This window comes from Streptomyces sp. NPDC056222, from assembly GCF_042264065.1.
Taxonomy (GTDB): domain Bacteria; phylum Actinomycetota; class Actinomycetes; order Streptomycetales; family Streptomycetaceae; genus Streptomyces.
This window is the reverse complement of the sequence record NZ_JBHJTL010000123.1, coordinates 1-21,157: the sequence shown is the minus strand read 5'-3', so window position 1 is coordinate 21,157 and position 21,157 is coordinate 1. Positions and strand designations below refer to the sequence as shown.

21 protein-coding genes and 4 pseudogenes are annotated in these 21,157 nt (G+C 70.5%); 16 read left to right on the top strand and 9 right to left on the bottom strand.

All coding sequences use genetic code 11. The features are described 5' to 3' along the window. Positions 1 to 233 (bottom strand): annotated as a pseudogene (locus tag ACFC0D_RS34870) (AI-2E family transporter); the annotation flags it as partial. A gap of 317 nt (positions 234 to 550) precedes the next feature. Between ACFC0D_RS34870 and ACFC0D_RS34865 the strand changes: the two are divergent. Together ACFC0D_RS34865 and ACFC0D_RS34860 are read left to right on the top strand one after the other, a co-directional pair. Continuing rightward, entirely contained in the window at positions 551 to 1,516 is a 966-nt protein-coding gene (locus tag ACFC0D_RS34865) for an LLM class F420-dependent oxidoreductase (RefSeq protein ID WP_376445039.1), read from the top strand. Between the two features lie 15 nt (positions 1,517 to 1,531). After that, entirely contained in the window at positions 1,532 to 2,200 is a 669-nt protein-coding gene (locus tag ACFC0D_RS34860) for an HAD family hydrolase (protein ID WP_376445036.1), read from the top strand. A gap of 35 nt (positions 2,201 to 2,235) precedes the next feature. Here the strand turns inward: ACFC0D_RS34860 and ACFC0D_RS34855 are convergent, their stop codons facing one another. Genes ACFC0D_RS34855 through ACFC0D_RS34845 form a run of 3 tightly spaced genes read right to left on the bottom strand, consistent with a single transcriptional unit; the run spans position 2,236 to position 3,993 of the window. Continuing rightward, on the bottom strand, positions 2,236 to 3,024 hold the full coding sequence (locus tag ACFC0D_RS34855) for a metallophosphoesterase (protein WP_376445044.1): 789 nt from the start codon (positions 3,022 to 3,024) through the stop codon (positions 2,236 to 2,238). Between the two features lie 17 nt (positions 3,025 to 3,041). Continuing rightward, the gene (locus ACFC0D_RS34850) at positions 3,042 to 3,308 is read right to left on the bottom strand and encodes a BON domain-containing protein (RefSeq protein WP_376445033.1); all 267 of its coding nucleotides are present in this window, start codon (positions 3,306 to 3,308) and stop codon (positions 3,042 to 3,044) included. Further along, entirely contained in the window at positions 3,295 to 3,993 is a 699-nt protein-coding gene (locus ACFC0D_RS34845; RefSeq protein WP_376445030.1) for a nucleotidyltransferase family protein, read from the bottom strand. The genes ACFC0D_RS34850 and ACFC0D_RS34845 overlap by 14 nt, the downstream gene beginning before the upstream one ends. A gap of 252 nt (positions 3,994 to 4,245) precedes the next feature. Here ACFC0D_RS34845 and ACFC0D_RS34840 point away from each other — a divergent pair, with 252 nt between their 5' ends. The 4 genes from ACFC0D_RS34840 to ACFC0D_RS34825 all read left to right on the top strand — a co-directional run bounded on the left by ACFC0D_RS34840 (position 4,246) and on the right by ACFC0D_RS34825 (position 8,353). Continuing rightward, positions 4,246 to 4,806: a hypothetical protein gene (locus ACFC0D_RS34840; protein ID WP_376445027.1), complete on the top strand. Its 561-nt coding sequence runs from the start codon at positions 4,246 to 4,248 to the stop codon at positions 4,804 to 4,806. 40 nt (positions 4,807 to 4,846) lie between these two features. After that, on the top strand, positions 4,847 to 5,377 hold the full coding sequence (locus tag ACFC0D_RS34835; RefSeq protein ID WP_376445024.1) for a hypothetical protein: 531 nt from the start codon (positions 4,847 to 4,849) through the stop codon (positions 5,375 to 5,377). 395 nt (positions 5,378 to 5,772) lie between these two features. Further along, the gene (locus ACFC0D_RS34830) at positions 5,773 to 6,594 is read left to right on the top strand and encodes a ribonuclease BN (protein WP_376445022.1); all 822 of its coding nucleotides are present in this window, start codon (positions 5,773 to 5,775) and stop codon (positions 6,592 to 6,594) included. Between the two features lie 250 nt (positions 6,595 to 6,844). Beyond that, a complete protein-coding gene (locus tag ACFC0D_RS34825; RefSeq protein WP_376445019.1) occupies positions 6,845 to 8,353 on the top strand; it encodes a DUF4246 domain-containing protein in 1,509 nt (502 codons plus the stop codon). Positions 8,354 to 8,579: 226 nt separating this feature from the next. On the opposite strand, the gene ACFC0D_RS34820 is transcribed toward ACFC0D_RS34825, so the two are convergent. After that, complete coding sequence (locus ACFC0D_RS34820; protein WP_376445016.1) at positions 8,580 to 10,094, bottom strand: DHA2 family efflux MFS transporter permease subunit; 1,515 nt, start codon at positions 10,092 to 10,094, stop codon at positions 8,580 to 8,582. A 338-nt stretch (positions 10,095 to 10,432) separates the two neighbouring features. On the opposite strand from ACFC0D_RS34820, the pseudogene ACFC0D_RS34815 reads away from it, so the two are divergent. From ACFC0D_RS34815 to ACFC0D_RS34805, 3 pseudogenes are all read left to right on the top strand, one after another. Further along, positions 10,433 to 11,233, top strand: a pseudogene (locus tag ACFC0D_RS34815) (alpha/beta fold hydrolase); the annotation flags it as partial. Positions 11,234 to 11,254: 21 nt separating this feature from the next. Continuing rightward, positions 11,255 to 11,401, top strand: a pseudogene (locus ACFC0D_RS34810) (histidine kinase); the annotation flags it as partial. Next, a pseudogene (locus ACFC0D_RS34805) lies at positions 11,398 to 11,738 on the top strand (STAS domain-containing protein). The pseudogenes ACFC0D_RS34810 and ACFC0D_RS34805, both read left to right, overlap by 4 nt. Positions 11,739 to 11,823: 85 nt before the next feature. Here ACFC0D_RS34805 and ACFC0D_RS34800 read toward each other — a convergent pair. Next, the gene (locus tag ACFC0D_RS34800) at positions 11,824 to 12,735 is read right to left on the bottom strand and encodes a UbiA family prenyltransferase (RefSeq protein ID WP_376445013.1); all 912 of its coding nucleotides are present in this window, start codon (positions 12,733 to 12,735) and stop codon (positions 11,824 to 11,826) included. A 79-nt stretch (positions 12,736 to 12,814) separates the two neighbouring features. On the opposite strand from ACFC0D_RS34800, the gene ACFC0D_RS34795 reads away from it, so the two are divergent. From ACFC0D_RS34795 to ACFC0D_RS34775, 5 genes are all read left to right on the top strand, one after another. Continuing rightward, positions 12,815 to 13,885, top strand: coding sequence for a type III polyketide synthase (locus ACFC0D_RS34795; protein ID WP_376445011.1), 1,071 nt, complete (start codon positions 12,815 to 12,817; stop codon positions 13,883 to 13,885). A gap of 7 nt (positions 13,886 to 13,892) precedes the next feature. Next, entirely contained in the window at positions 13,893 to 14,429 is a 537-nt protein-coding gene (locus ACFC0D_RS34790; protein ID WP_376445008.1) for an isoprenylcysteine carboxyl methyltransferase family protein, read from the top strand. Beyond that, the gene (locus tag ACFC0D_RS34785; protein WP_376445006.1) at positions 14,426 to 15,454 is read left to right on the top strand and encodes an NAD(P)/FAD-dependent oxidoreductase; all 1,029 of its coding nucleotides are present in this window, start codon (positions 14,426 to 14,428) and stop codon (positions 15,452 to 15,454) included. Before ACFC0D_RS34790 ends, ACFC0D_RS34785 begins: the two co-directional genes overlap by 4 nt. A gap of 341 nt (positions 15,455 to 15,795) precedes the next feature. Next, a complete protein-coding gene (locus tag ACFC0D_RS34780) occupies positions 15,796 to 16,248 on the top strand; it encodes an SRPBCC family protein (protein ID WP_376445003.1) in 453 nt (150 codons plus the stop codon). Beyond that, positions 16,241 to 17,830 (top strand): phytoene desaturase family protein, encoded by a 1,590-nt coding sequence (locus tag ACFC0D_RS34775; RefSeq protein WP_376445001.1) that lies wholly within the window; start codon positions 16,241 to 16,243, stop codon positions 17,828 to 17,830. The genes ACFC0D_RS34780 and ACFC0D_RS34775 overlap by 8 nt, the downstream gene beginning before the upstream one ends. 132 nt (positions 17,831 to 17,962) lie before the next feature. Here ACFC0D_RS34775 and ACFC0D_RS34770 read toward each other — a convergent pair whose 3' ends face one another. The 3 genes from ACFC0D_RS34770 to ACFC0D_RS34760 are packed head-to-tail and all read right to left on the bottom strand — an operon-like array spanning position 17,963 to position 19,918. Continuing rightward, positions 17,963 to 18,991, bottom strand: coding sequence for an iron-containing redox enzyme family protein (locus ACFC0D_RS34770; protein ID WP_376444999.1), 1,029 nt, complete (start codon positions 18,989 to 18,991; stop codon positions 17,963 to 17,965). Then, the gene (locus tag ACFC0D_RS34765) at positions 18,988 to 19,188 is read right to left on the bottom strand and encodes a CDGSH iron-sulfur domain-containing protein (protein ID WP_376445041.1); all 201 of its coding nucleotides are present in this window, start codon (positions 19,186 to 19,188) and stop codon (positions 18,988 to 18,990) included. Before ACFC0D_RS34765 ends, ACFC0D_RS34770 begins: the two co-directional genes overlap by 4 nt. Before the next feature lie 49 nt (positions 19,189 to 19,237). Then, positions 19,238 to 19,918, bottom strand: coding sequence for a HemK2/MTQ2 family protein methyltransferase (locus ACFC0D_RS34760; RefSeq protein WP_376444996.1), 681 nt, complete (start codon positions 19,916 to 19,918; stop codon positions 19,238 to 19,240). Between the two features lie 303 nt (positions 19,919 to 20,221). Between ACFC0D_RS34760 and ACFC0D_RS34755 the strand changes: the two genes are divergently transcribed. Together ACFC0D_RS34755 and ACFC0D_RS34750 are read left to right on the top strand one after the other, a co-directional pair. Then, positions 20,222 to 20,389 carry a hypothetical protein gene (locus ACFC0D_RS34755; protein ID WP_376444993.1) on the top strand — a complete coding sequence of 56 codons (168 nt, stop codon included), beginning with the start codon at positions 20,222 to 20,224 and terminating at the stop codon, positions 20,387 to 20,389. A 229-nt stretch (positions 20,390 to 20,618) separates the two neighbouring features. Then, positions 20,619 to 21,116, top strand: coding sequence for a hypothetical protein (locus ACFC0D_RS34750; protein WP_376444990.1), 498 nt, complete (start codon positions 20,619 to 20,621; stop codon positions 21,114 to 21,116). Positions 21,117 to 21,157 lie beyond the last annotated feature (41 nt).

Sequence of the window (21,157 nt, the reverse complement as noted above, 5' to 3'; positions counted from 1 at the left end):
ATGACCCGCATCAGCACCCAGAGGGTGGCCGCGAGCACCAGGAACCGCCAACCGGCTTCGGCTGCCACCCGTACGGCCCAGGGAACCGAGGTCGCGGGGCTTCGCGGGCTCGGCGCATCACCGCGTCGCAGCTCCGGAGGAAGCGAGTCGTCCCAGGCTCCGTCGTCCTCTGCTTCCCGCTGGTCCCGGAGCCGCGCTCGACGCTCGCCGAAGGCGGAGGCACTCCGCTTCACACGTCCGAGCCATCCGCCCGGGCTGGGATGTCGAGGTCGGTCCACTGCGGAGAACCTCCGAGTCGTATGTGCAGAAGAGCTCCTCCCAGGCTGGCGGGTACTCCGCCCACCGGCACGTCGGGCGCCTGATCGCGGGGCATCCGGCCCCGGCCGGGGATCCCCAGAACACCGACGGTCCGGCCGGGATCCGTGCGAACGTTCGAGTCGTGCCGATCCGCTGTTCCCGCCCCTGCCTTCCGTGTCACGGAAAAGCGAAGCGACGTCCAGCACGGCGTAGGGCGGGTTTCGTCGCGGGACATTACGGCAAGGCGCCCCATATGGTACGAATCGGCTACACCATGATGACGGAGCAGGCCGGTCCTCAAGAGTTGGTGTCGCATGTCGTCGGAGCCGAGCGGGTGGGCTTCGACTTCTCCGTCGTCTCCGACCACTCGTTCCCCTGGCTCGATTCCCAGGGGCACGCACCGTACGCGTGGAGCGTGCTGGGCGCGGCCGCGCAGGCGACCGCACGCATCCCTCTGATGACGTTCGTGACCTGCCCGACCTTCCGCTACCACCCCGCGGTGATCGCACAGAAGGCCGCGACGGTGCAGTTGCTGTGCGACGGCCGCTTCCGCCTCGGCCTCGGCTCCGGCGAGAACCTGAACGAACACATCGTCGGACCCGGCTGGCCGGCCGCCCACGTCCGACTGGAGATGCTGGAGGAGGCTGTGGGCATCATTCGCGGGTTGTTCGACGGCGGGTACGTCACTCATCACGGCACGCATTTCGACGTGGAGAACGCCAAGCTCTGGGACCTTCCCCCGACGCCGCCTCCGATCGGCATCGCGGTCTCCGGAGAGCGGTCGTGCGAGCTTGCGGGCCGCCACGCGGACGTACTGATCGCCACTGAGCCCGAGACGGACCTGCTGAGCGCGTTCGCCAGGCACGGTGGCGCGGGCAAGCCGTGCATCGGGCAGCTGCCGGTCTGCTACGACCCCGACCGCGACGCGGCGGTGGCTCGGGCGCACGAGCAGTTCCGCTGGGCCCTCGGCGGCTGGGAGGTCAATGCCGAGCTGCCCGGCCCGGCGGGCTTCGCCGGTGCCACGGCACACACACGTCCCGAGGACGTCGCCGAGGCGATTCCCTGCGGTGACGATGTGCACGCCTTCGTCGAGGCCGTGCGCCCTTACGTCGAAGCCGGGTTCACCGAGGTCGCCCTGGTCCAGATCGGGGGCGACCACCAAGCACCCTTCCTGGACTGGGCGGAGACGAAACTGCTGCCCGCCCTGCGGGACGTGTGAGGTGAAGGAGTCGAGATGAGCCGCGCAGCGTTGTTCGATGTCGACGGCACCCTCGCGGACACCAACCACCTGCATGTGACGGCGTGGTGGGAGGCCTTGCGCCAGGCGGGGCACTCCGTCCCGATGCACGCCATCCATCGAGCTGTCGGTCTGCCGGGCGAGGACCTGCTCGATCACCTCCTGGGGGAGGGCCGTGATCGTACGGAGGACGATCGTCTGAGTGCCGCACACGACACCCTCTACGCCACGTTCTTCGACCGGCTTCCCGCATTGGACTCGGCCTCCGAGCTGCTGCGGGTGCTGGCACGGAAGGGCTGGACAGTACTGCTCGTCACCTCTGCCAAGGACAACGAGCTCAGAGCTCTGCGCCGTGCGATCGACGCCGACGACGCGATCTCGGACACGGCCACCGCCGATGACGTCGAGGAGGGCAAACCCGCGCCCGAACCGGTCGAGCAGGCCCTGGAGTTGGCGCGGGTGGCGCCCGAGCGGGCGGTGTTCGTCGGCGACACGGTCTGGGACAAGAAGGCGGCCACGGCGGCCGGTGTGACGTGCGTGGGACTGCTGTGCGGCGGGATCCCTCGCCACGACCTGGAAGAGGCCGGCGCCGCCGCCGTCTACCGAGATCCGGTCGACCTTCTGCAGCGACTCGATGAGAGCCCGTTCTCGTCGGTGCCGGCCTGAATCGCCCCCGAGGCGGGCGTCAGGTACTGGATGTCTCAGGCGCGATCACTCGCAGGCAGCGGCACGCTCAGCCGACCGAGGGGCAGGTCGTACAACGCAAAGGCCCGGTCGATCACCGGCTGGGCCACGTTGCGGACACGGACGCCGCCCGCCGTCGTGCCGTGTTCCGCGCCGAGGTGCGCGTGGCCGTGGACGGCGAGGTCCGCTCCCGCCGCGTCGATCGCCTCCGCAAGCAAATAGCTCCCGAGGAACGGATAGATCTCCAGCGGCTCGCCCGCCAGGGTGTCCGGCACGGGAGAGAAGTGTGTCAGTGCGATCCGTACCCGGCACCCGTCCGCCGCCAGTCCCGCGAGCGCGTGCCGGAGCGCGTCCGCCGCCCGCCGGGTCGTTCGGACGAACGCCTTCATCTCCGGCTCACCGAATTCACCCGCGCTGCGGCCCGCGAACCCTCCGCAGAAGCCCTTCACGCCGGCGATGCCCACCATGTGCTCCCCCACCGTCACTCGCGCGGCTCGCCCTTCGAGGACGTCCACCCCCGCCGCCTCCAGCGTGCGCGTGACTCCTTCCTCCTGGCCCGCGTCGTAGTCGTGGTTGCCGAGCACCGCCACCACCGGAACATCGAGATCGCGCACCTCCTCGGCCACCACCTCCGCCTCGGCGACCGTGCCGTGCCGCGTCAGGTCCCCCGCCAGCAGCAGGACGTCGGCGGATTCCGGCAGTGTCTCGAATGCGGGCCGAAGCAGTCCGCCGCAGTCGGGGCCGAGGTGAATGTCGCCGACGGCCGCGACCCGTACGACGTCACGCACGGCCCGACCCGCGGCCATCACCGCATCGGGGCCGGTCACGGCATCTCCTCATGTCGGGCGGGCGGTTCGGCGCCCGCGACAACGAGATCGGCGCGGACCATCAGGTCCGCGAGCTCGGCACGCGCCAGACGCAGGATCTCGTCACGCCGCTCGGCGGTCTGCACCGTGCCGGTGAGCAGCACCCTTCCGCCGCGTAGTTCGATGCGTACGCCGAGCTCCCCGACCTCCTCCTTCGCGAGCCGCTCCCGCAGATGCGCGATCCGGTACTCGACCGGGTACGCCCCCTGGTCACCGCGTGTCATCGACATCCCTCCGCTCATGGGGAGCGGCCACCGGAATGACGTCGAGCAGTTCCAACAGGTACAGGAAGGCCGCCGCCATCGGCGCGTCGCCGGTCTCGCGGCGCACCCGGCCCCAGTCGACCTTCTCCCGCAGACCGCGCGCCAGCGGCAGCAGGGCGCCGAAGTCGCAGTGATGCTCGGAGAGCGCCGCAAGACGGCTGGTCATCATGTCGGTCGGGGCCAGGACTGGCATGTGGACGGAGTCCACGGGCAGGGGCTCCGCCCGGTCGAGGAGTTCGCCGGTGACGGGGCGGCCGGCCAGCGCGAAGATCAGATCGATGTCCTCCCCGCCCGCGCGGGCCTTGATCAGCCAGTCCTCGGGCGGGGCGACGATCTGTACACCCTGCTGCTCCAGCAGTTGGACAACCGTGTCGGCGTCCTCGCGCCGCAGGGCGAAGTCGGTGTCGTGCTGGAGGGGCACGGGGATGCCGTGCGCGTACGCAGCCACGCTTCCGACCAGCGCGAACGGGCATCCCGAGGTCTTGAGCAGGGAGCCGATCGCTTTGGTGGTCTCCAGGATGGCCTGCGTGTGGTCGGCCGGCAGCGCTCCATGGGCCTCGGAGCCCGGCCGGACCGCGTCGGACCGATCGGTCGGACCGGCGGCAGCGCGCGGGTCAGACCGTTCCCAGGCATCGGTGAGATTCATCGTGCGTTCCTCTCGCCGCGGGACAGGCGTCTACCCACGTGCGCGGCATACATCCCCCGCATCTGAGAGCGCCCGTCCGAAGACCCGCATGACGACCCTCGAAAACGGTGCCCTTCGCCCGCCCGGGGCGGAGGCGGGACCACCGCCCGCGCCCAGAAGGTCGGCCTTCCACGCGGACCGTTTCGGACAGGTTGCGAAGGGGCAGCCGCGCCGCGTAGCTGCCTATCCGAAATCGACCAAGGGGGCCGCCCCATGTCAACTGGGACGCTTTTGGCCATCATCATCCCCGCCATCGTGGTGATCGCCCTGATAACGGTGGCCACGGTTCTTGCCATGCGGCGGCGGCGCCGCCTGCAGGAACGCTTCGGACCGGAGTACGAACGGGCCGTCGAGGACACCGGGAGTCGCCGGGTGGCCGAGCAGGACCTCGCCGAGCGCGAGAAGCGCCACGACTCACTCGAACTGGAGCCCCTGCCGAGCAGGGAGCGGGAGAGGTACGCGCGCGAGTGGGACGGCGTTCAGGAACAGTTCGTCGATCATCCCGACGCAGCCGTCCACGACGCCGACCGACTCGTCACCTCGCTCATGCAGGCCCGCGGTTACCCGACGGAGAACTTCGACCAGCAGGTGCGGGACCTCTCCGTCGAGCACGGCCGCACGCTGCAGCACTACCGGGCGGCTCACGAGGTCGATTCGCTCAGCGCGCGAAGCGAGGCGACCACTGAACAGCTACGCGGGGCCATGGTGCATTACCGGGCCCTGTTCGACGAACTACTCACCAACGGACATCAGGGCGGCCGGGCCGGAGCTTGAGCCACCCGTCGGAGCGAATGACAGACGTACGGGAGACGTGATGCGTCACAACGAGAATCCGGATCGGGCCGACGCCGGCGAGCTGACGACCGAGGACATCGCCCGTTCACGCGATCAGGCAGCCGAGGCAGAGCAGGACCCTGGGCCACCCACGTACCCGGGTGAGGCAACAGCCACCTCCGACGAGACCCTGGCCCGCCCGCGGGAGGAATCCGACAGCGTCGAGGACAGCACCACCCATGGTTCCGAGAGGGCAGCGGAGGACTCTGCCGCCGAACGGAATCAGCGCGACGAAGACGAAGAGCAGGCGCTGCTGTCCGCTCAAGACGTGGACGCCTATCGGTCACGCTGGCAACAGATCCAGAACGACTTCGTGGACGACCCGGAGCAGGCCGTCCAAGCAGCCGACGGCCTTGTGGCGGACGTGATGCAAACCCTGGCCGAGAAGTTCGCCGGCCACAGGAAGGCGTTGGAAGGCCAGTGGAACCAGGGGGAAGCGGTCGACACCGAGAGCCTGCGGATGGCCCTGCGTGAGTACCGATCGTTCTTCAACCGGTTGCTGACGAAATGACTTGGACCCCGGTCGGCGGCGGTATCGGAAGCCCCGGAATCGGCGCCGCCCCTTCCATCCGACGGGCGGGAGCGCCCCGCCCGTCGGCCGACCGCACCGCGCAGTTCGCGCAGGGCCGTGATCCGCCCGATCAGGCTCATGGGCAAACGTGATCCGACCACTCTCCTCCGGGACCGCAAAGACTCGCGTGCACGCCGTCGCGAGGGCTCGGACAACGGGGGTCGGAAGCAGCGGAGCGTCCCATCATTCAGGTCGACTTGGCTGCTGGCGGCTTCCACGGCACGGCATTCCCACCCTGGATGCGCCGGCAGATCCCTGGAGCACGCCATGCTCGTCACCCTGAAGGCCGCCGGAGTCGCGACGCCGACGGCAGCGGCCCGTGCCCCGGTACGACGATGACCACCGATCCCGGAGGGCGATGGTCTCCGTTCGGCCGGATTCGCAGCGTGATCCGCCGGTCGCGAGCCGGGCACCGGTGGGGGCGGGTCAGCGACCTGGAGCTGTGGCAGCGTTCGCTGGGGTTCGCCGCGCTCGGCTTCCTCACGCTGGTACCGCTGCTGATCGTCGTATCCGCAGCGGATACGGAGGGTGGGAGAGGGTTCGCGCAGTGGCTGGGGGACGGACTTGGCGTGTCGGCGGCCGCAAGGGAGGAGATCGATCAGTTGTTCGCTCTGCCCGGACGGGTGTTGCGGACCACGACGGCGTTCAGCCTCGCCCTGCTCACCGTGTTCGGTCTGTCGTTCGGCACGGTGGTGCAGAGCGGCTACGAGAAGGTCTGGGATCTGCCCCCGGCCCGCTGGCGGGCCAGGTGGCGGCATGTGGTGTGGCTGGCAGTTCTCATCGGGGTCCTCTACATGTTCGCGGTCACATCGTCGTGGCGCGACCCGACCCGTGGTGTCGTCGTCGTAGTGAGCGGCATCCTGTTCTTCTGGTGGTCCCAGCGGGTGCTGCTCGGTGGCCGGGTGGCGTGGCTCGCCCTGCTGCCCGGTGCGATGTCCACCATGCTGGGACTGCTCGGACTGCGGATCTTCTCCCGGCTCGTCTTCTCTCCACTGATCGCGTCGAGCGCCGTCACCTACGGCCCGTTCGGTGCGTTCCTCGTCATCGAGTCGTGGCTCGTCGCGGTGGGTGTCGTCGTCTTCGGTGGTGCGCTGGCCGGCCGGATGATCGACGATGAACTGCCCCGCATGATGCGCGCGCTGAAACGGCGAAGGTGATCCGGGCGGACATCGCGGCCGCGGATTCCGGACTCTGCGGCAGCGACCATTCCCGGCCCGTGCCGCTGCCCCCTGCCTCCCCCTCGCGCTCTTCGGCCTCGGCCTCGGCCTCGGGTGAGCGCGAACCGGACCTCACGCGACCGGGTAGAAGCCCTGGCTCCCAGATCGGCCATGAGGGACCACGGCTGCGGTGTCAGTCCGCTGAAGTATCCTTCCCGCCACCGCACACCGACTGGGAGGACCAAGAGAATTGACTGGCCTGTCTGCTTTCCCGCTGCCGTTTCAGGCTTCCCGTTCCATATCGTTCGCGACACCCCGAACGCTGCGGGAACTTCAGATGATGCAGTGCAGCTCGCACATTCGGGCGAAGTCGCGGTGGTTCGACAAGATGAACGATGCCGACGTCGTCGCCAGGTGGACGCAAGAAGCGGTCGCCCAGGGCCTCACCGAAGCGCAAGTTCGTTACGTGCTTGCCGAACTCGCGCATTACGCCGCGCTGCGGGACGGACGAACCGGTGCCGAGGTGTCCGCCGTCGACGGGGTGTGGCAGTCGGACACACTGGTCGACGACAAGCTCAGATCCCGGCTGCGCGAGGCGGTTCAGGTTCTGGAACAGGTCCCCGAAGCTGAACAGGACTGGCACCCCGGATCCGACGGCCAGGTACTGGATCTGGTTCACCCCTCACTGTTCTGCCTCGTCAGAGAGGTGAGCGGCGCGCCCGAGCGGGCTTGGCAGAACCCGACAGACCGCTACTCGAAGTACGAGTTCTCGGAGCAATTCCAGTGGCTGCCCACGGACGTCGACGTCAGTGACGACGGCGACGTCGCCTTCCGTTCGTACGTCAACAACGTCCACCCCGAGACTCATCACGAACTTGCCGCCGTCCTGCCGGACCTGTTCGCGCGCTTTCGCCCGCTGTTGGAGAACGTACTCACCGATCTGCGCCATCCGCGGCCGCTGCGGATCGAGGCCGATCCTTATGGGTGGTACGACTCGGAGCCGGAGCACCCGGACAAATCCTCCTACAGCGATGATGAGGCCTACACCGAAGCCCTTCGTGCATGGGAAGAGGCACAGGACGACTGGTGGGAGAACCGCCGCCCGGTCATCCCGGACGCCCCGGCCTTCACCCCGCCCGAGTTGCCCGACGCATCCGCCCGAGTCGACCTGCGCGGCCGCCGTCTCCAGGTCATCGTCAAGCTCGCCACCATTCATCTCACTCCGGACAAGCCGGAGTACCCCGGCGGTTCCTGGCACGTCGAGGGGATGATGAACGAGCGGATCGTCTCGACCGGCATCTACTACTGGGACAACGAGAACATCACCGAAAGCCGGCTGAGTTTCCGGGCGGCACTCGACGACCCCAACTACGAACAGAACGACGACAACGGTGTGCGTGAGGTCTACGGCCTGGAGAACGAAGACGCGCTGAACCAGATGCTGGGATCGGCATCGACCCCAGCGGGCCGGTGCCTGGCCTTCCCGAACATCCTGCAACACCGCGTCGGCTCATTCCGCCTCACGGACACCACCCGCCCGGGACATCGCAAAATTCTCGCGTTCTTCCTGGTCGACCCGTCGGAAAAGATCGTCTCGACATCCGATGTGCCACCGCAGCAACCGTGGTCCGACACCTCGACCATGACGCTCGAACAGGCAAAGAACTACCGCGAACAACTCATGCAGGAACGCAAGTTCTTCGTCGACGAACACAACGAGCAGCTCTACGAACGAGAATTCTCCCTCTGCGAGCACTGATACCCCAGCGTTTGGCCCACCGGAGCAGTCGCCAGGCTTTCAGCTGTGTGTGAAGGCCCGTTCTCAAGGAGCCCTCAGCCGGGTGTGATCCCGGTTGAGGGCTCCTGGCAGCACTGGGGGTGTTCGCGGCAGAGGCAGTAAAGGCGTACGAACGATGGCGCCGGTTCTGCCGCCGGCAGCCCGTCCGCCTCCGTCGGGGTGTGCACCGGGCCGATCGTCCAGGGACTCAGGTGGGTGTGTGGACGGCCTTGTCCGTCGTGGTGCCGTCTTCGTCCTGGGCCTCCGCCACAGCAGGCGGTTGCGGAGTGGGCGGGGTGCGCACCAGCAGCGCGACCAGCACGGCCAGGGTGCCGAGCCCGGCGCCGATGCCGAATCCCCACCTGATACCAGCGGCCAGGGCGCCGGTGGCGTCGGCGCCATCGGCTGCTGCCGATGCAGCGCGTCCCGACATGACGCTGATGACCAGGGCGGTGCCGGCGCCCGCCGCGACCTGTTGGAGCGAGCCCAGGATGGCGGAGCCGTGGGGGTAGAGGTGCGGCGGCAGCACGGACAGGCCGGAAGTGAAGACGGGGGTGAAGACGAACGCCATGCCGGCACTCAGAGCCACGTGAAGGGCGAGCACCAGCCACGGCGAGGTCTGTTCGCCCGTGAGGGCGAACAGCGCGAGGCAGAGCGCTGTGAGTACCGCTCCGGGTACGACCAGGCGTGGTGCGCCGAGTCGGTCGTAGAGCTTGCCGACCTGGGGTCCGAGCAGGCCCATGGTCAGACCGCCGGGGATGAGGAGCAGCCCGGTCTGCAGTGAGGTCAGACCGCACACCTCCTGCAGATACATCGGCAGCAGGATGAACGCACCCATGAGGGCCATGAAAGACAGGCACATCAGGGCGAGTGCCACAGAGAAGTGGCGGAAAGTCAGGGCACGCAGGTCCAGCAGCGGTGTGGACGAGCGCTGCAGTGCCAGCTGGCGCCATACGAACAGGCCGACCAGCACGGCACCGGCCAGGGTCGTGGCCGCCGGGGGCACGGGGGCCTGGGACGCGTTCCCGGCACCGAGCTCGCTCAGGCCGTAGACCAGGGCGCCGAAGCCCGCTGCCGCCAGGGGGACGGACAACCAGTCGATCGGGCCGGCCTGCGGCTCGCCGATGTTGACCAGTTTGCGCCGACCGAAGAGGGCCATGGCTCCGGCGATGGGCAGCACGGCCAGGAACAGCAGGCGCCATGTCCCCAGCTGCAGCAGCACACCGGAGACGGCAGGGCCGAGGGCGGGTGCGACGGAGATGACGAGGGTGATGTTGCCCATGACACGGCCGCGGTCGTGCGGGGGCACGAGGGTCATCAGCGTCGTCATGAGCAGCGGCATCATGACGGCGGTGCCGCTGGCCTGGATGACGCGGGCGGCCAGCAGCACGGGGAACGCGGGCGCTGCCGCGGCCAGAGCCGTGCCGGCGAGGAACAGTGCCATCGCCAGGCCGAAGGCGGTCCGAGTCGTCACGCGCTGGAGGAACCACCCCGTCACCGGGATGACGACGGCCATGGTGAGCATGAAGGCCGTGGACAGCCACCCTGCGGCTGCCGCTGTGACATCGAACTCGCGCATGAGCCGCGGGATCGCGTTGACCATGATCGTCTCGTTCAGGAGAACGACGAACGTGGACAGCACGAGAATCCGCAGCACCGCGGTGACGCGGGCGGGCGAGAGGGTGGGCGTTTCGTGTGGTGCGAGCATGGCGCCTTCCGTCATGTGAGTGTCCTCCGCACGTGGCAGGTCACAGTGACAGACCGGGGCGCCGGGAAGAACTCATCGGTACTCCCCGATCCTGCCGGTGCCGCCGCCCAAGCTCAAACCATTTTGCCGACCCGGAACGGCCAAGGCAGGGATTCTGAAGCAGACCGGCGCCGAGAGCTACGACAACCGGCAGCAAGCGCACCCTCCTTCCGGGCGCCCGGATCGATGCCGTCAGCGCCCTGACCGGGTGCCTCTGGTTCGGCCCGTGGCCGCGATGCGCGGGAGGCGGCGGCACGTTCGTGAAAGGCTCGACGGTACGGGCGGTCGGGAACCGGTCTGCGAGGATGTGCCGCATGGACGTGCGGAGCAGGAACCATGTGACGGTGACCGGGCGTACCGGCGGGCCGGTGGTTGTGCTGGCGCATGGCTTCGGGTGCGACCAGAACATGTGGCGTCTGGTGGTGCCCGCGTTGGAGCGCGACTTCACCGTGGGTCCTCTTCGATCATGTGGGCTCGGGGAACTCCGCGCTGTCGGCGTGGAGCCGGGAGCGGTATTCGTCTCTGGACGGGTACGTCGACGACGTACTGGAGCTGTGCCGGGAAATTGCGCTGGGCCCGGTCACCTTTGTGGGGCATTCGGTGAGTGGGATGATGGGCGTGCTGGCTGCCGCTCGGGACCCCGAGGCGTTCACCGGCCTGGTTCTGCTCGCGCCCTCGCCCTGCTTCATCGACGACCCGGACACCGGATACCGGGGCGGGTTCAGCGCCGAGGACATCGACGAGCTCCTGGAGTCGCTGGACGCGAACTATCTGGGCTGGTCGGGCGCCATGGCCCCGGTCATCATGGGTAACCCGGAGCGGCCGGAGTTGGGTGAGGAGCTGACCAACAGCTTCTGCCGGACCGACCCGGACATCGCCCGGGTGTTCGCCCGGGTGACGTTCCTGTCCGACAACCGCGCCGATCTCGCATCGGTGGGTGTGCCCACCCGGTCGCGCAGTGTTCGAACGACGCGATCGCTCCCCCGGAAGTGGGCGCGTTCGTCCACGCACAGATTCCTGGAAGCCGGCTCGTCACGCTGAACGCGACGGGCCACTGCCCCCAGCTCTCCGCGCCGGAGGAGACCGCCGCGGCGATCGCCGCGTTCGTGGGAGCCGCCGGACAGATGGGCGAGAGCTTCGGCCGCGCCCTCGCCCCCACCACCGCGTCGGCCACCGTCGGTGCTGTCCGCGACCTGCTCGACACCTTCGGCACCGGCGTGGACGACGACACCGCCGTCCTGGTCGTCCACGTGCCCCGGCCCACCAGCGAAGAGCGCCAATGACCAGGCAGCTGACCCTCCACACCCGCACCACCACCGACGGAGCGGTCATCGAACTGACCGGGAAGCTGGACCACCGCACCGCACCGAGGTCCGCGCGGCACTGCCCGGAGCCGCCCTGCGGGCGGGCCAACAGCTCGTCCTCGACCTCGCAGGTCTCACGTTCTGCGACTCCAGCGGCATCACCGTACTCATCGCCGCCCGCAACCACGCCCTCGCCGCCGATGCGACCATCGCGCTGGCCGCGGTCCCCGACCACCTCCACCGGATCTTCCGCATCGTCGGCCTGGAACACGTCTTCCCCACCCACCCCACCGCCGAAGCCGCCGAGGCCGCCTGACGGCCCACCACAAGCTGACCCCCGGCACCGACGGCGGCTCACCGACGTGTACGGGGGCACGCCGCCCAGTCGGTTCACGGCTCCGTCACGGCCAGGCCTGTCCGGCGGACTGCATACGGCCGGCCAGCACCAGAAGTACGGCATCGACTCCGGCCATGACCAGGATGACCAAGAACGGCAGGCGGCCCTCGACGAATGCGGTCGGTCCGGCCACCGACACAAGGCACAGCGTCAGGGTCACCGCGATCAGGACTCCGCCGCTGCGGGTGATGGACCCCGTCGGCCCGACCGTCACCACCACGCAGGAGGCGAACGTCAGAGTGGCGGCCCATCCGATCGATCCGCGCCTGCCCAGTCGCTGCGGAAGTCCCCGCACACCCCCCGCAAGGTCGTCCTCGATGTCCGGGAGGACGTTCGCGAAGTGTGCACCGGTGGCAAGGAGACCCGCCGCGGCCACAAGCCACGGAAGTGGCCACGGGCTGCCCGGGAGTGCCAGCGTCAGGAACGCGGGAAGCAGCCCGAAGGCCACGGCGTACGGCAACCACGAGAGGACTGTTCGTTTCAGCCACAGGTTGTAGGCCCATGCGGCGGCGACGCAGGAGAGGTGGACCGCGCCGGCCCGGAACCCACATGCAAGGGAGAGCGGGATGCAGGCGAGCAGGGCCACCAGGGCCGCCGCACCCACGATCCCGGGCCGCAGCGCCCCCACGGCCAGCGGTTTGTCCTGCCGGCCTGCGGCCCTGTCGCGTCGCATGTCGATCCGGTCGTTGCACCAGCCGATGGACAACTGGCCTGCGGCGACCGCTGCCATCGCCTTCGCGCCGGCAGCGGGGCCCAAGCCCACCGCGGCGGCCAACAGCGCGCTCAGGGCCGTGACCGCCACCGCCGGCACGGGGTGAGCGGCCTTCAGAAGAGCGATGAGGACGGACCGTTCGCCGCATCCCTGACCGGCCGGGCCGACCAGGCCGTCGGTTCCTTCATCAGTGGTGGCGTGCACCACCGACACGCTAGGCCACGGCGCGCCCGTGACGGCCGGGTTCAGGGTGCCGCCGTCTCCCTGTCCCTATGTTGGAGCAATGACTCGTGTACTCGCCGTGAGTACGGCATTCCCGCCACACCGCTACATGCAGCAGGAGATCACCGACGACCTCGCCTCCAGCCTGCCGCCCGGGGCCGACAGCGGCCTCCTGCGCCGGCTGCACTCCGGGGCTCAGGTGGACACGCGTCATCTCGCCCTGCCCCTCGACCGCTACCGGGCGCTCGGCACGTTCGGCGAGACCAACCGACTCTTCGTCGAACTGGCCACCGATCTGGCCGTCGAAGCGGCCCAACGGGCTCTCGGCGACGCGGGGGTGCGCCCCGAGGAGATCGATCTGGTCGTCTCGACGACCGTGACCGGGATCGCGACCCCCTCCCTGGAAGCCCGCGTCGCCACGCGGATCGGCCTGCGGTCCGACGTCACGCGCCTGCCTCTGTTCGGTCTCGGGTGCGCCGGAGGCGCCGCCGGACTGGCCCGAGCGCACGACCATCTCAGCGTCCGGCCCGACCGCATGGCGCTCCTCCTGTCCACCGAACTGTGCTCGCTGACCTTGCAGCGCGGAGACATGTCGATGGCGAACCTGGTGGCGGGAAGCCTGTTCGGGGACGGAGCCGCCGCGCTTGTGGCCGCGCACAGCGACCGTGCGTCCACGACCACGGACGGGACAAGAGCGTCCGGGCCTACGGTCGTGGCCACGCGCAGCCGTCTGTACCCGGGGACCGAGCACGTGCTGGGCTGGGACGTCGGCGAGTGGGGGTTCCGCATGGTGCTGGGTCCGGAACTCCCCGAGCTGGTCCGGCTGCACGTGACCGAGGAGGTCGAGTCCTTCCTCGCCGAGCACGACCTCAAGCCCATGGATGTCACGGAGTGGATCTGCCACCCGGGCGGCCCCCGCATCCTCGACGCGCTCGCCGAGGAGTTCGGTCTGCCGGACTCGGCCCTCGCCGCGAGCCGTCGCGCCCTGGCAGCCACGGGGAACCTGTCCTCCGCCTCGGTGCTGCAGATTCTGAGCGATACGCGGACGGTGCGGCCATCGGCGGGTACGACGGGCTTGATGATCGCCCTCGGGCCCGGCTTCTCGTCCGAACTCGTCCTGCTGGCCTGGTGAGAACGACATGACGCCGTACACCGTACTGATCCTCCTGGTCGTCGCCGAGCGGTTCACGGAACTCGCGGTGGCCCGCCGGAACGGCGCCTGGAGCCGGGCCCGCGGCGGCCTCGAGCACGGCTCCGGGCACTACCCGACCATGGTCGCCCTCCACGCCGCGCTCCTTCTCGGCTGCCTCGTCGAGCCCTGGGCGGCCGACCGGCCCTTCCTGCCCGTGCTCGGCTGGCCCGCCCTCGCCCTCACTCTGGCCGCTCAAGGACTGCGCTGGTGGTGCATCAGCACCCTCGGCCCCCGCTGGCACACCCGCGTTCTGATCGTCCCCGACCTTCCGCTGGTCTCCTCCGGCCCGTACCGGTACCTGCGGCACCCGAACTATCTGGCCGTGGTCGTCGAGGGCTTGGCCCTTCCCCTGGTGCACACCGCCTGGCTCACCGCCCTGTGCTTCACGCTCCTCAACGCGGCTCTGCTGACCGTACGCATCCGCTGCGAGAACACCGCGCTGGCGCCGTCACGCACCCTCTCCGCCTCTGGTACGGCGCCGTGATCGACCTCCTCGTCGTCGGCGGGGGCCCAGCGGGGCTGGCCACGGCGATCCACGCGGCGCGACGCGGCCTCGACGTGGTGGTCGCCGAGCCGCGTCCCGCGCCTGTCGACAAAGCGTGCGGTGAGGGATTGATGCCCGCGGCGGTACGGGCCCTCAAGGCGCTCGACGTGAGCGTGCCCGGCCAGGCCCTGCGGGGTATCGGCTACGTCGACGCCGCCGACGGCCGACGCGCCGAAGCCGTGTTCCGCACCGGGTACGGCCTCGGCACCCGCCGAACCCTGCTGCACGAGGCCCTCACCGCCCGGGCGGCCCAGCTGGGTGTTCCGGTCGTCCCGCACCGCATTCGCCAGGTGATCCAGCACGACGCGTACGTCACCGCGGACGGGATGGCCGCCCGCTATCTCGTGGCGGCGGACGGACTGCACTCCCCCACCCGCCGGACGCTCGGCTTGACCGTGCGGCCGGATGCCCGGCGACACCCACTGAGGTACGGACTGCGGCGCCACTACGCCGTCGAACCGTGGAGCGACCTGGTGGAGGTCCACTGGTCGGCCGAGTGCGAGGCGTACGTCACGCCCCTGGGACCACGGCAGATCGGTGTCGCGATCCTCACCTGCCAACACGCCCCCTTCGAATCCCAGTTGGCCCACTTCCCCCTCCTGGCCTCCCGCCTGCACAGGGCTGACAGGACCCCGGTCAGGGGCGCCGGACCGCTGCGCCAGCAGGCCCGTTCCCGGGTGGCCGGCCGGGTGCTGTTCGTGGGTGACGCGGCCGGGTACGTCGACGCGCTGACAGGTGAGGGGCTCACCCTCGCTCTGGCATCGGCGGACGCGTTGGTGCGCTGCCTGCACGCCGACCGTCCACAGGCGTACGAACGTGCGTGGCGTCGGTTGTCCCGCACCTACCGTCACCTGACGACGTCCCTCCTCTGGGCCCGGAACCAGCCCAGGCTGGCCCCCCTGATCACGCCGACAGCCGCCAGGTTCCCCGGCCTCTTCCAGCGTGCCGTGAACCTGCTCGCTTGACGGCTCCTTCCCTGGAACACCTCTGCCCGCGCGTACATTCACCGACCGTGACCGAGCAGTGGCGGATGTGCGCTTCCGCTTCAGGATCTCCCCGGGGTCGGAGCGTCACTTCCGAGCGTCTCGTCGGCGTGCCCGGTTCCTCAGACGGGCCTCGACGGGAAGCGTCCGCCGGAAACGTGTGAGATGCGGCGCGATCGGGGCACGCGCACCATGACCGTGACGCCATCTGTCGAGGGAGGTCGCCGTGCCCCAGGAGCCGCGGGACCGACCGGTTCGCCCGCCCAATGCCCTGTCGAGCGGGTTCGCCGCGTCCAGACCGTCCCGGTAGGAGGAGCATCCTCATGGCCGTCCGTCATCAGCTGATCCACCGTCCCCCGCAAGCCGTGTGGGCCGTCCTCGCCGATCCGACCCGCTACGGCGAGTGGGTGGTGGGCCCGTCCGAGTCCACGCCGCTCGACCATTCCTGGCCGGAGGTCGGATCCCGGCTTCGCTACACCGTCCGTCTCGGCCCCTGGTCGACCGACGGAACCACCACGGTCCGGCACACCGTTTCCGGCCGGGAGCTGGAACTGGAGGCGGCGTTCAAGGCCCTCGGCACGGCGAGGATCTTCCTCCAGCTCCGGCCGTGGGGAGAGGAGACCCTGGTCGTCTGCGACGAGCACCCGCTGCGGGGTCTGGGCGGGGCCCTGCACAACTCCGTCAGCGAAGCAGCCGTCCAGCTCCGGCACCGTGGCATGCTGGCCCGCCTCGCCAGGGTCGTGGAGCAGGACCGCACCGGGAGCCGGCATGCCTGACGCGGTGGTGATCGGCGCAGGGCCGAACGGCTTGGTGGCGGCGAATCTGCTGGTCGACGCAGGGTGGACGGTGGAGGTCCTGGAGGCGCAGGAGGAGCCCGGAGGGGCGGTGCGCAGCGATCGCGGGGTCCACCCGGACTACGTCTCGGACGTCTTCAGTGCCTTCTACCCACTCGCGGCGGCCTCCCCGGTCCTCGCCCGCCTCGATCTGGCCGCCGAGGGCCTGCGCTGGAGCCACGCCCCGCGCGTGCTGGCGCATCCCCTGCTGGACGGCCGGTGTGCGGTCCTCGAACGCCGGGTGCAGGACACCTCGGCCGGGCTGGCGGAGTTCGCGACCGCCGACGCCGAGGCCTGGGAGAGCATGTACCGGACGTGGGGCAGGATCGGGCCGGACCTCGTGCAGGCCCTGTTCACTCCCTTCCCGCCGGTCCGGGCAGGGCTCCGTCTGGCCGCGAAACTCCGCGCCACGGGCGGGCTCCGACTGGCACGGAACCTGTCACTGCCCGTGCGGCGCCTGGGCGAGGAGGAGTTCGCGGGGGAAGGCGGGAGGCTCCTGCTGGCCGGGAACGCCCTGCATGCCGACCTCACCCCGGAGGCAGCGGGCAGCGGCGGCTTCGGCTGGATGATGTCGATGCTGGGCCAGAGCCACGGCTTCCCCGTCCCCGTCGGGGGGTCCGGCGCGCTGACCGCCGCGCTGGTGAGCCGATTCCGGCGTGGTGGGGGTGTCCTTCGCTGTGGGGAGCGCGTCTCGTCGGTCGTGGTGCGTGGGGGCACGGCGGTCGGGGTCAGGACGGCGGGCGGGGAGACGGTCGACGCGCGCAGGGCCGTGCTGGCCGACACCTCGGCTCCGTCCCTGTACCGCGACCTCGTCGGGGAAGAACACCTCCCGCCGCGCCTCGTACGGGACCTGGAGCGTTTCCACTGGGACTTCGCGACCTTCAAGGTCGACTGGGCGCTGACCGGCCCGGTGCCGTGGACGGCGCGGGGAGCGGTCGGCGCGGGTACGGTCCACGTGGCCGACGGCGTGGACGGCCTGACCCGGTTCGCCGCCCAGCTCTCCACGGGCCACGTCCCCGACGAGCCGTTCGCCCTGGTCGGCCAGATGACGACCGCCGACCCCCGTCGCTCACCCGCCGGTACGGAGTCGGCGTGGGCCTACACCCACCTCCCCCAGCGCATCACCGCCGACGCGGGCCCCGACGGCATCACCGGCCGGTGGAACGCCGGCGAGCAGGAAGCCATGGCCGATCGCATCGAAGCTCAGGTGGAACGCTACGCGCCCGGATTCCGGACGCTGATCCGCGCCCGCCGGATCCTGGCCCCGGCCACCCTCCAGGCCCTGAACGAGAATCTGCACAACGGCGCCATCAACAACGGAACCACCGCCCTGCACCAGCAGGCGATCTTCCGTCCGACGCCCGGCACAGGCCGCCCCGAGACCCCCGTCAAGCGCCTCTACCTGGCCTCCGCGGCCGCCCACCCGGGCGGCGGTGTCCATGGCGCGCCGGGCGCGAACGCCGCCCGCGCGGCACTGCGCCGGCATGGGCTGCACGCCCTCTTCCACCGCGCCCAACACGTCTGAGGGTCCGGGGGCACGGCAGGCCGGCACGGCGGGCCTCGACGACGGCCCGGCGGATGCAGGCCCGGCGGGCCGGGTCTGTCCGGGCTCGCCGATCGCGTCAGGTCGCTCGGTCGGACGGTACGACGGTTACGGTCACGGCCCCTCCAACGGCGTGCGCAATGCGCTGCGCCCCTCGGCCCAGGCCGCGCCGATGTGTTCGGCGAGGCGGTCCTCGAGGTGGACGGTGGCAGCGCAGCCGAAGGCGATGTCGGCCTCCAGGGACGGCTCGTCGGCGAGCAGCCCGCCGACGACCTCACGGCGGACGACCTGTTCGTGCACGGCGTCGGCCTCGACGTGCTCGTCGTAGAAGTGCTCGGCGGCCGGTCCTGCCCCGCAGCGCCGCATCGCCTTGGCGAGCCGCCTGGATCCGGGTGACGAGGTCACCTCGACGCAGGCGAAGTGGCCGACGAGTGCACCCCGGTGGGACCGGTGGAGACCGAAGAGGGACATCAGGTTGACGGTGGCGAGCAGCGGAGCGGGAGCATGGTCCAGGTAGTGGCCGTACGTGGGGTCGAGGCCGAGGTCCGCCATGAGGCCCGCGAAGAGCTGGGCGTGGATCCGGTCGGCGCGGCCGGCGCCGAACTCGTCGTACTCGATGGCCACCATCGCGGCCTTCGCCCGGCCTCGCAGTCTGGGGATCACCCAGGCGTGCGGATCGGCCTCCTTGAGGTGATAGAGCGAGCGCAGAGCTGCGTACTCGCGCAACTGCCAGAGCTTTCCCGCCCGTTCGAGTTGATGGGTGAGACTCCCGGTGGGGTCCACCGGTTCGACCAGGAGCGGGGCGAACGCCTCCGTGACCGATCGGGGGGCGTCGGACAGCTCGGTGCCGAGGGCGTACAGGAAGCGGGCTTCCATGGCCCGACGCAGCCGCAGGAGTTCCGGGTCCCATTCGCGAGCGTCGTCCACACCGTCGAAACCACGGTAGTGGAGTTCGTAGAGGAGGTAGAGGGCGAGTTGGAGGTCCTCACCCCAGGGATCCGCGGTCAGTACAGCCCTGGGGCTGTATTCCGGGTCGCCGTTCGACCGCAGGGCCGTGGTGACGGTGGCTGACAGCTCGCCGCGCGGTTCGGCCAAGCGGGGCCCGGCGGTGGTGGCTGTGGCGCTGGGGGCGGAGGGCGTCATTGGGGGTCCCTGTCCTCGGAGGTCGAGGTGGTGCGCTCGCGGGGGCGATGACTGGTGTCGCACCACGGGTACGTTCGGCTGCGGCGGCATGTGCAGACGGCGACCATGAAGCGGTCGGACCGGGCGACCGTTCCGTCTTCGAGAACGATCTCGACCGGGCCCTCCACCAGGACGGGGCCCTTCGGGTCCACGGCCACCCGGTGGGGCGGAACTTCCGTGCGGGCCGGGCCTGCGCTGTTCCGGGGGTCAGCGGGCACGGATGACCACCAGCTCTTCGCGTTCCTCGGCCTGGGCCGCCAGGCCCACGCGTTCCAGCCAGGCCCGGCGCGAGCGCAGGACGGGTCCCCAGGGCACCGAGGCGCTCGTGGTGACATCCGCTGTCATTCCCGCCCCGCGCAGCCGGTCGACGGTCTCCTGGGCCCCGCACAGCCCGGAGTGGACCATGAGCAGGACCCCGCCGGGACGCAGCAGCGCCGGTGCGCTCGCGCAGATCCGGTCGATGACGCCACGCCCGTCGGGTCCGGCGTCCCAGGCACGTTCGGGTCCCCGCGAGGGGGGCCTGGCGCCTGGTGCCGGGACGTAGGGCGGGTTCGAGAGGATGAGGTCGAAGCGGCGGCCTGCGGCGCGTGCCGCGAAGTCGCCGTGCACGACGCGCAGGGGCAGTCGCTGGCGCAGCGCGTTCAGCCGAGCCGTGACGACGGCGGGCCACGAGACGTCGACCGCCGTGACCCGCGCCCGTCTCCGCGCGGCGTGGAGGGCGAGCGCGCCGGTTCCCGTACCGATCTCCAGCACGTCCGTCCCCGGGCCGAGGTCCTCGTGGGCGAGTGCCTGGGCGAGCAGACGGGTGTCCGCCTGCGGCTGGTAGACACCGGGCAGGACGATCAGCCCGGCAGGCAGCGTGCCCAGGGTCGGAGCCGTACCGGGCACGGCTTACCTCCATGATCGACGGGACTGGTCGCGGGCCGACGGACGCCGACCGCTCCTTGCGACTGCCCGCTGTGAGGGGACTCATCCACGATGCGGTGATCCATCGATCTGTCGCCAGAGCCGGACACGCGGAGTGACGCCGGTCGTGCCCGGCCGCCTTGTCGGCTGTTAGGCGGTACGGGCGTATTCAGCGTGCCGCGGGCGGCCCCACGGGCGAGGGTTGCCGCGGGGCCGCTCCGGCCCCGCCGACCTGTGCGGCAGAGATCTCGCGGGCACGGAGTCCGCCAGGAGGAGACGTCAGGCATGGTGCAGAAGAAGGCGAAGAAGGCCGCGGCCGGACAGGGTCACCAAGGCCAGGACCACGCCGAAGAAGCAGGCCACGCCGGAACAACCGCCCGGGCGGCCTTCGCCCCGGCCGCCCGCCGCGGCGGAGCCGACCCGGCCCCGGGAGCCCCTGCCACCCAAGCCTGACCAGAGCGGCCCGGACACCGTGAGCCCCACGAGACAGCCCACCGGCGCGCCCCAGGCCGCCGTGGCCCAGGGGGGCGCCTGTCTCACGACCGCGCAAGGATCCCGACTCCCCGACGGTGACCACTCCCTGAAGGCCGGTGCACTCGGACTCCCTGTACCGGCCCCCACGGAGCCCCTCACCCGTCCCGACCCGAGCCCGGCACTGTCGCAACTCGGCCGGACCTGGCCCGTGGACGGACGGGTCATCGGCATCGTCGCCCACCCGGCGGCGGACCTGAGGAGCGTCCGTACCGTACGGGACGCCGTGTTCAAGGCGGGCATGGTTCCCCTGGTCATCGCCCCGACGGGCGGATTACTCGGGCGCGGGAAGAACCCGGTCACCGTGCAGCGCACCTTCGCCGCGGCCCGTTCCGTCGAGTTCGACGCCCTCCTGCTCGCAGGAACGCCCGAGGCCGCCGCCGACGCCCACGGCGCCCGCGACGCCAAGGCCGGTGCGGCGGAGCCCGGAAAACCGGACCCCCGCGTCCTGCTGCTGGTCTCGGAGGCGTACCGCCACGGCAAGGCGATCGGCGGATGGGGCGACGCGTCCCTCACCCTCGAGGCCGCCGGCATCGGAGCGGACGAACCGGGCATCGTGCTGGGCGGAACCGCCGGCGCGGTCCTCAAGCAGATCGCGAAGTCCCTGGCCGGCCACCGCGCCTGGGACCGGTTCCCCACCACGCTCTGACGGGTGAGGAGCGGACTCGTGACAGGGGTGGGGGCCCGAAC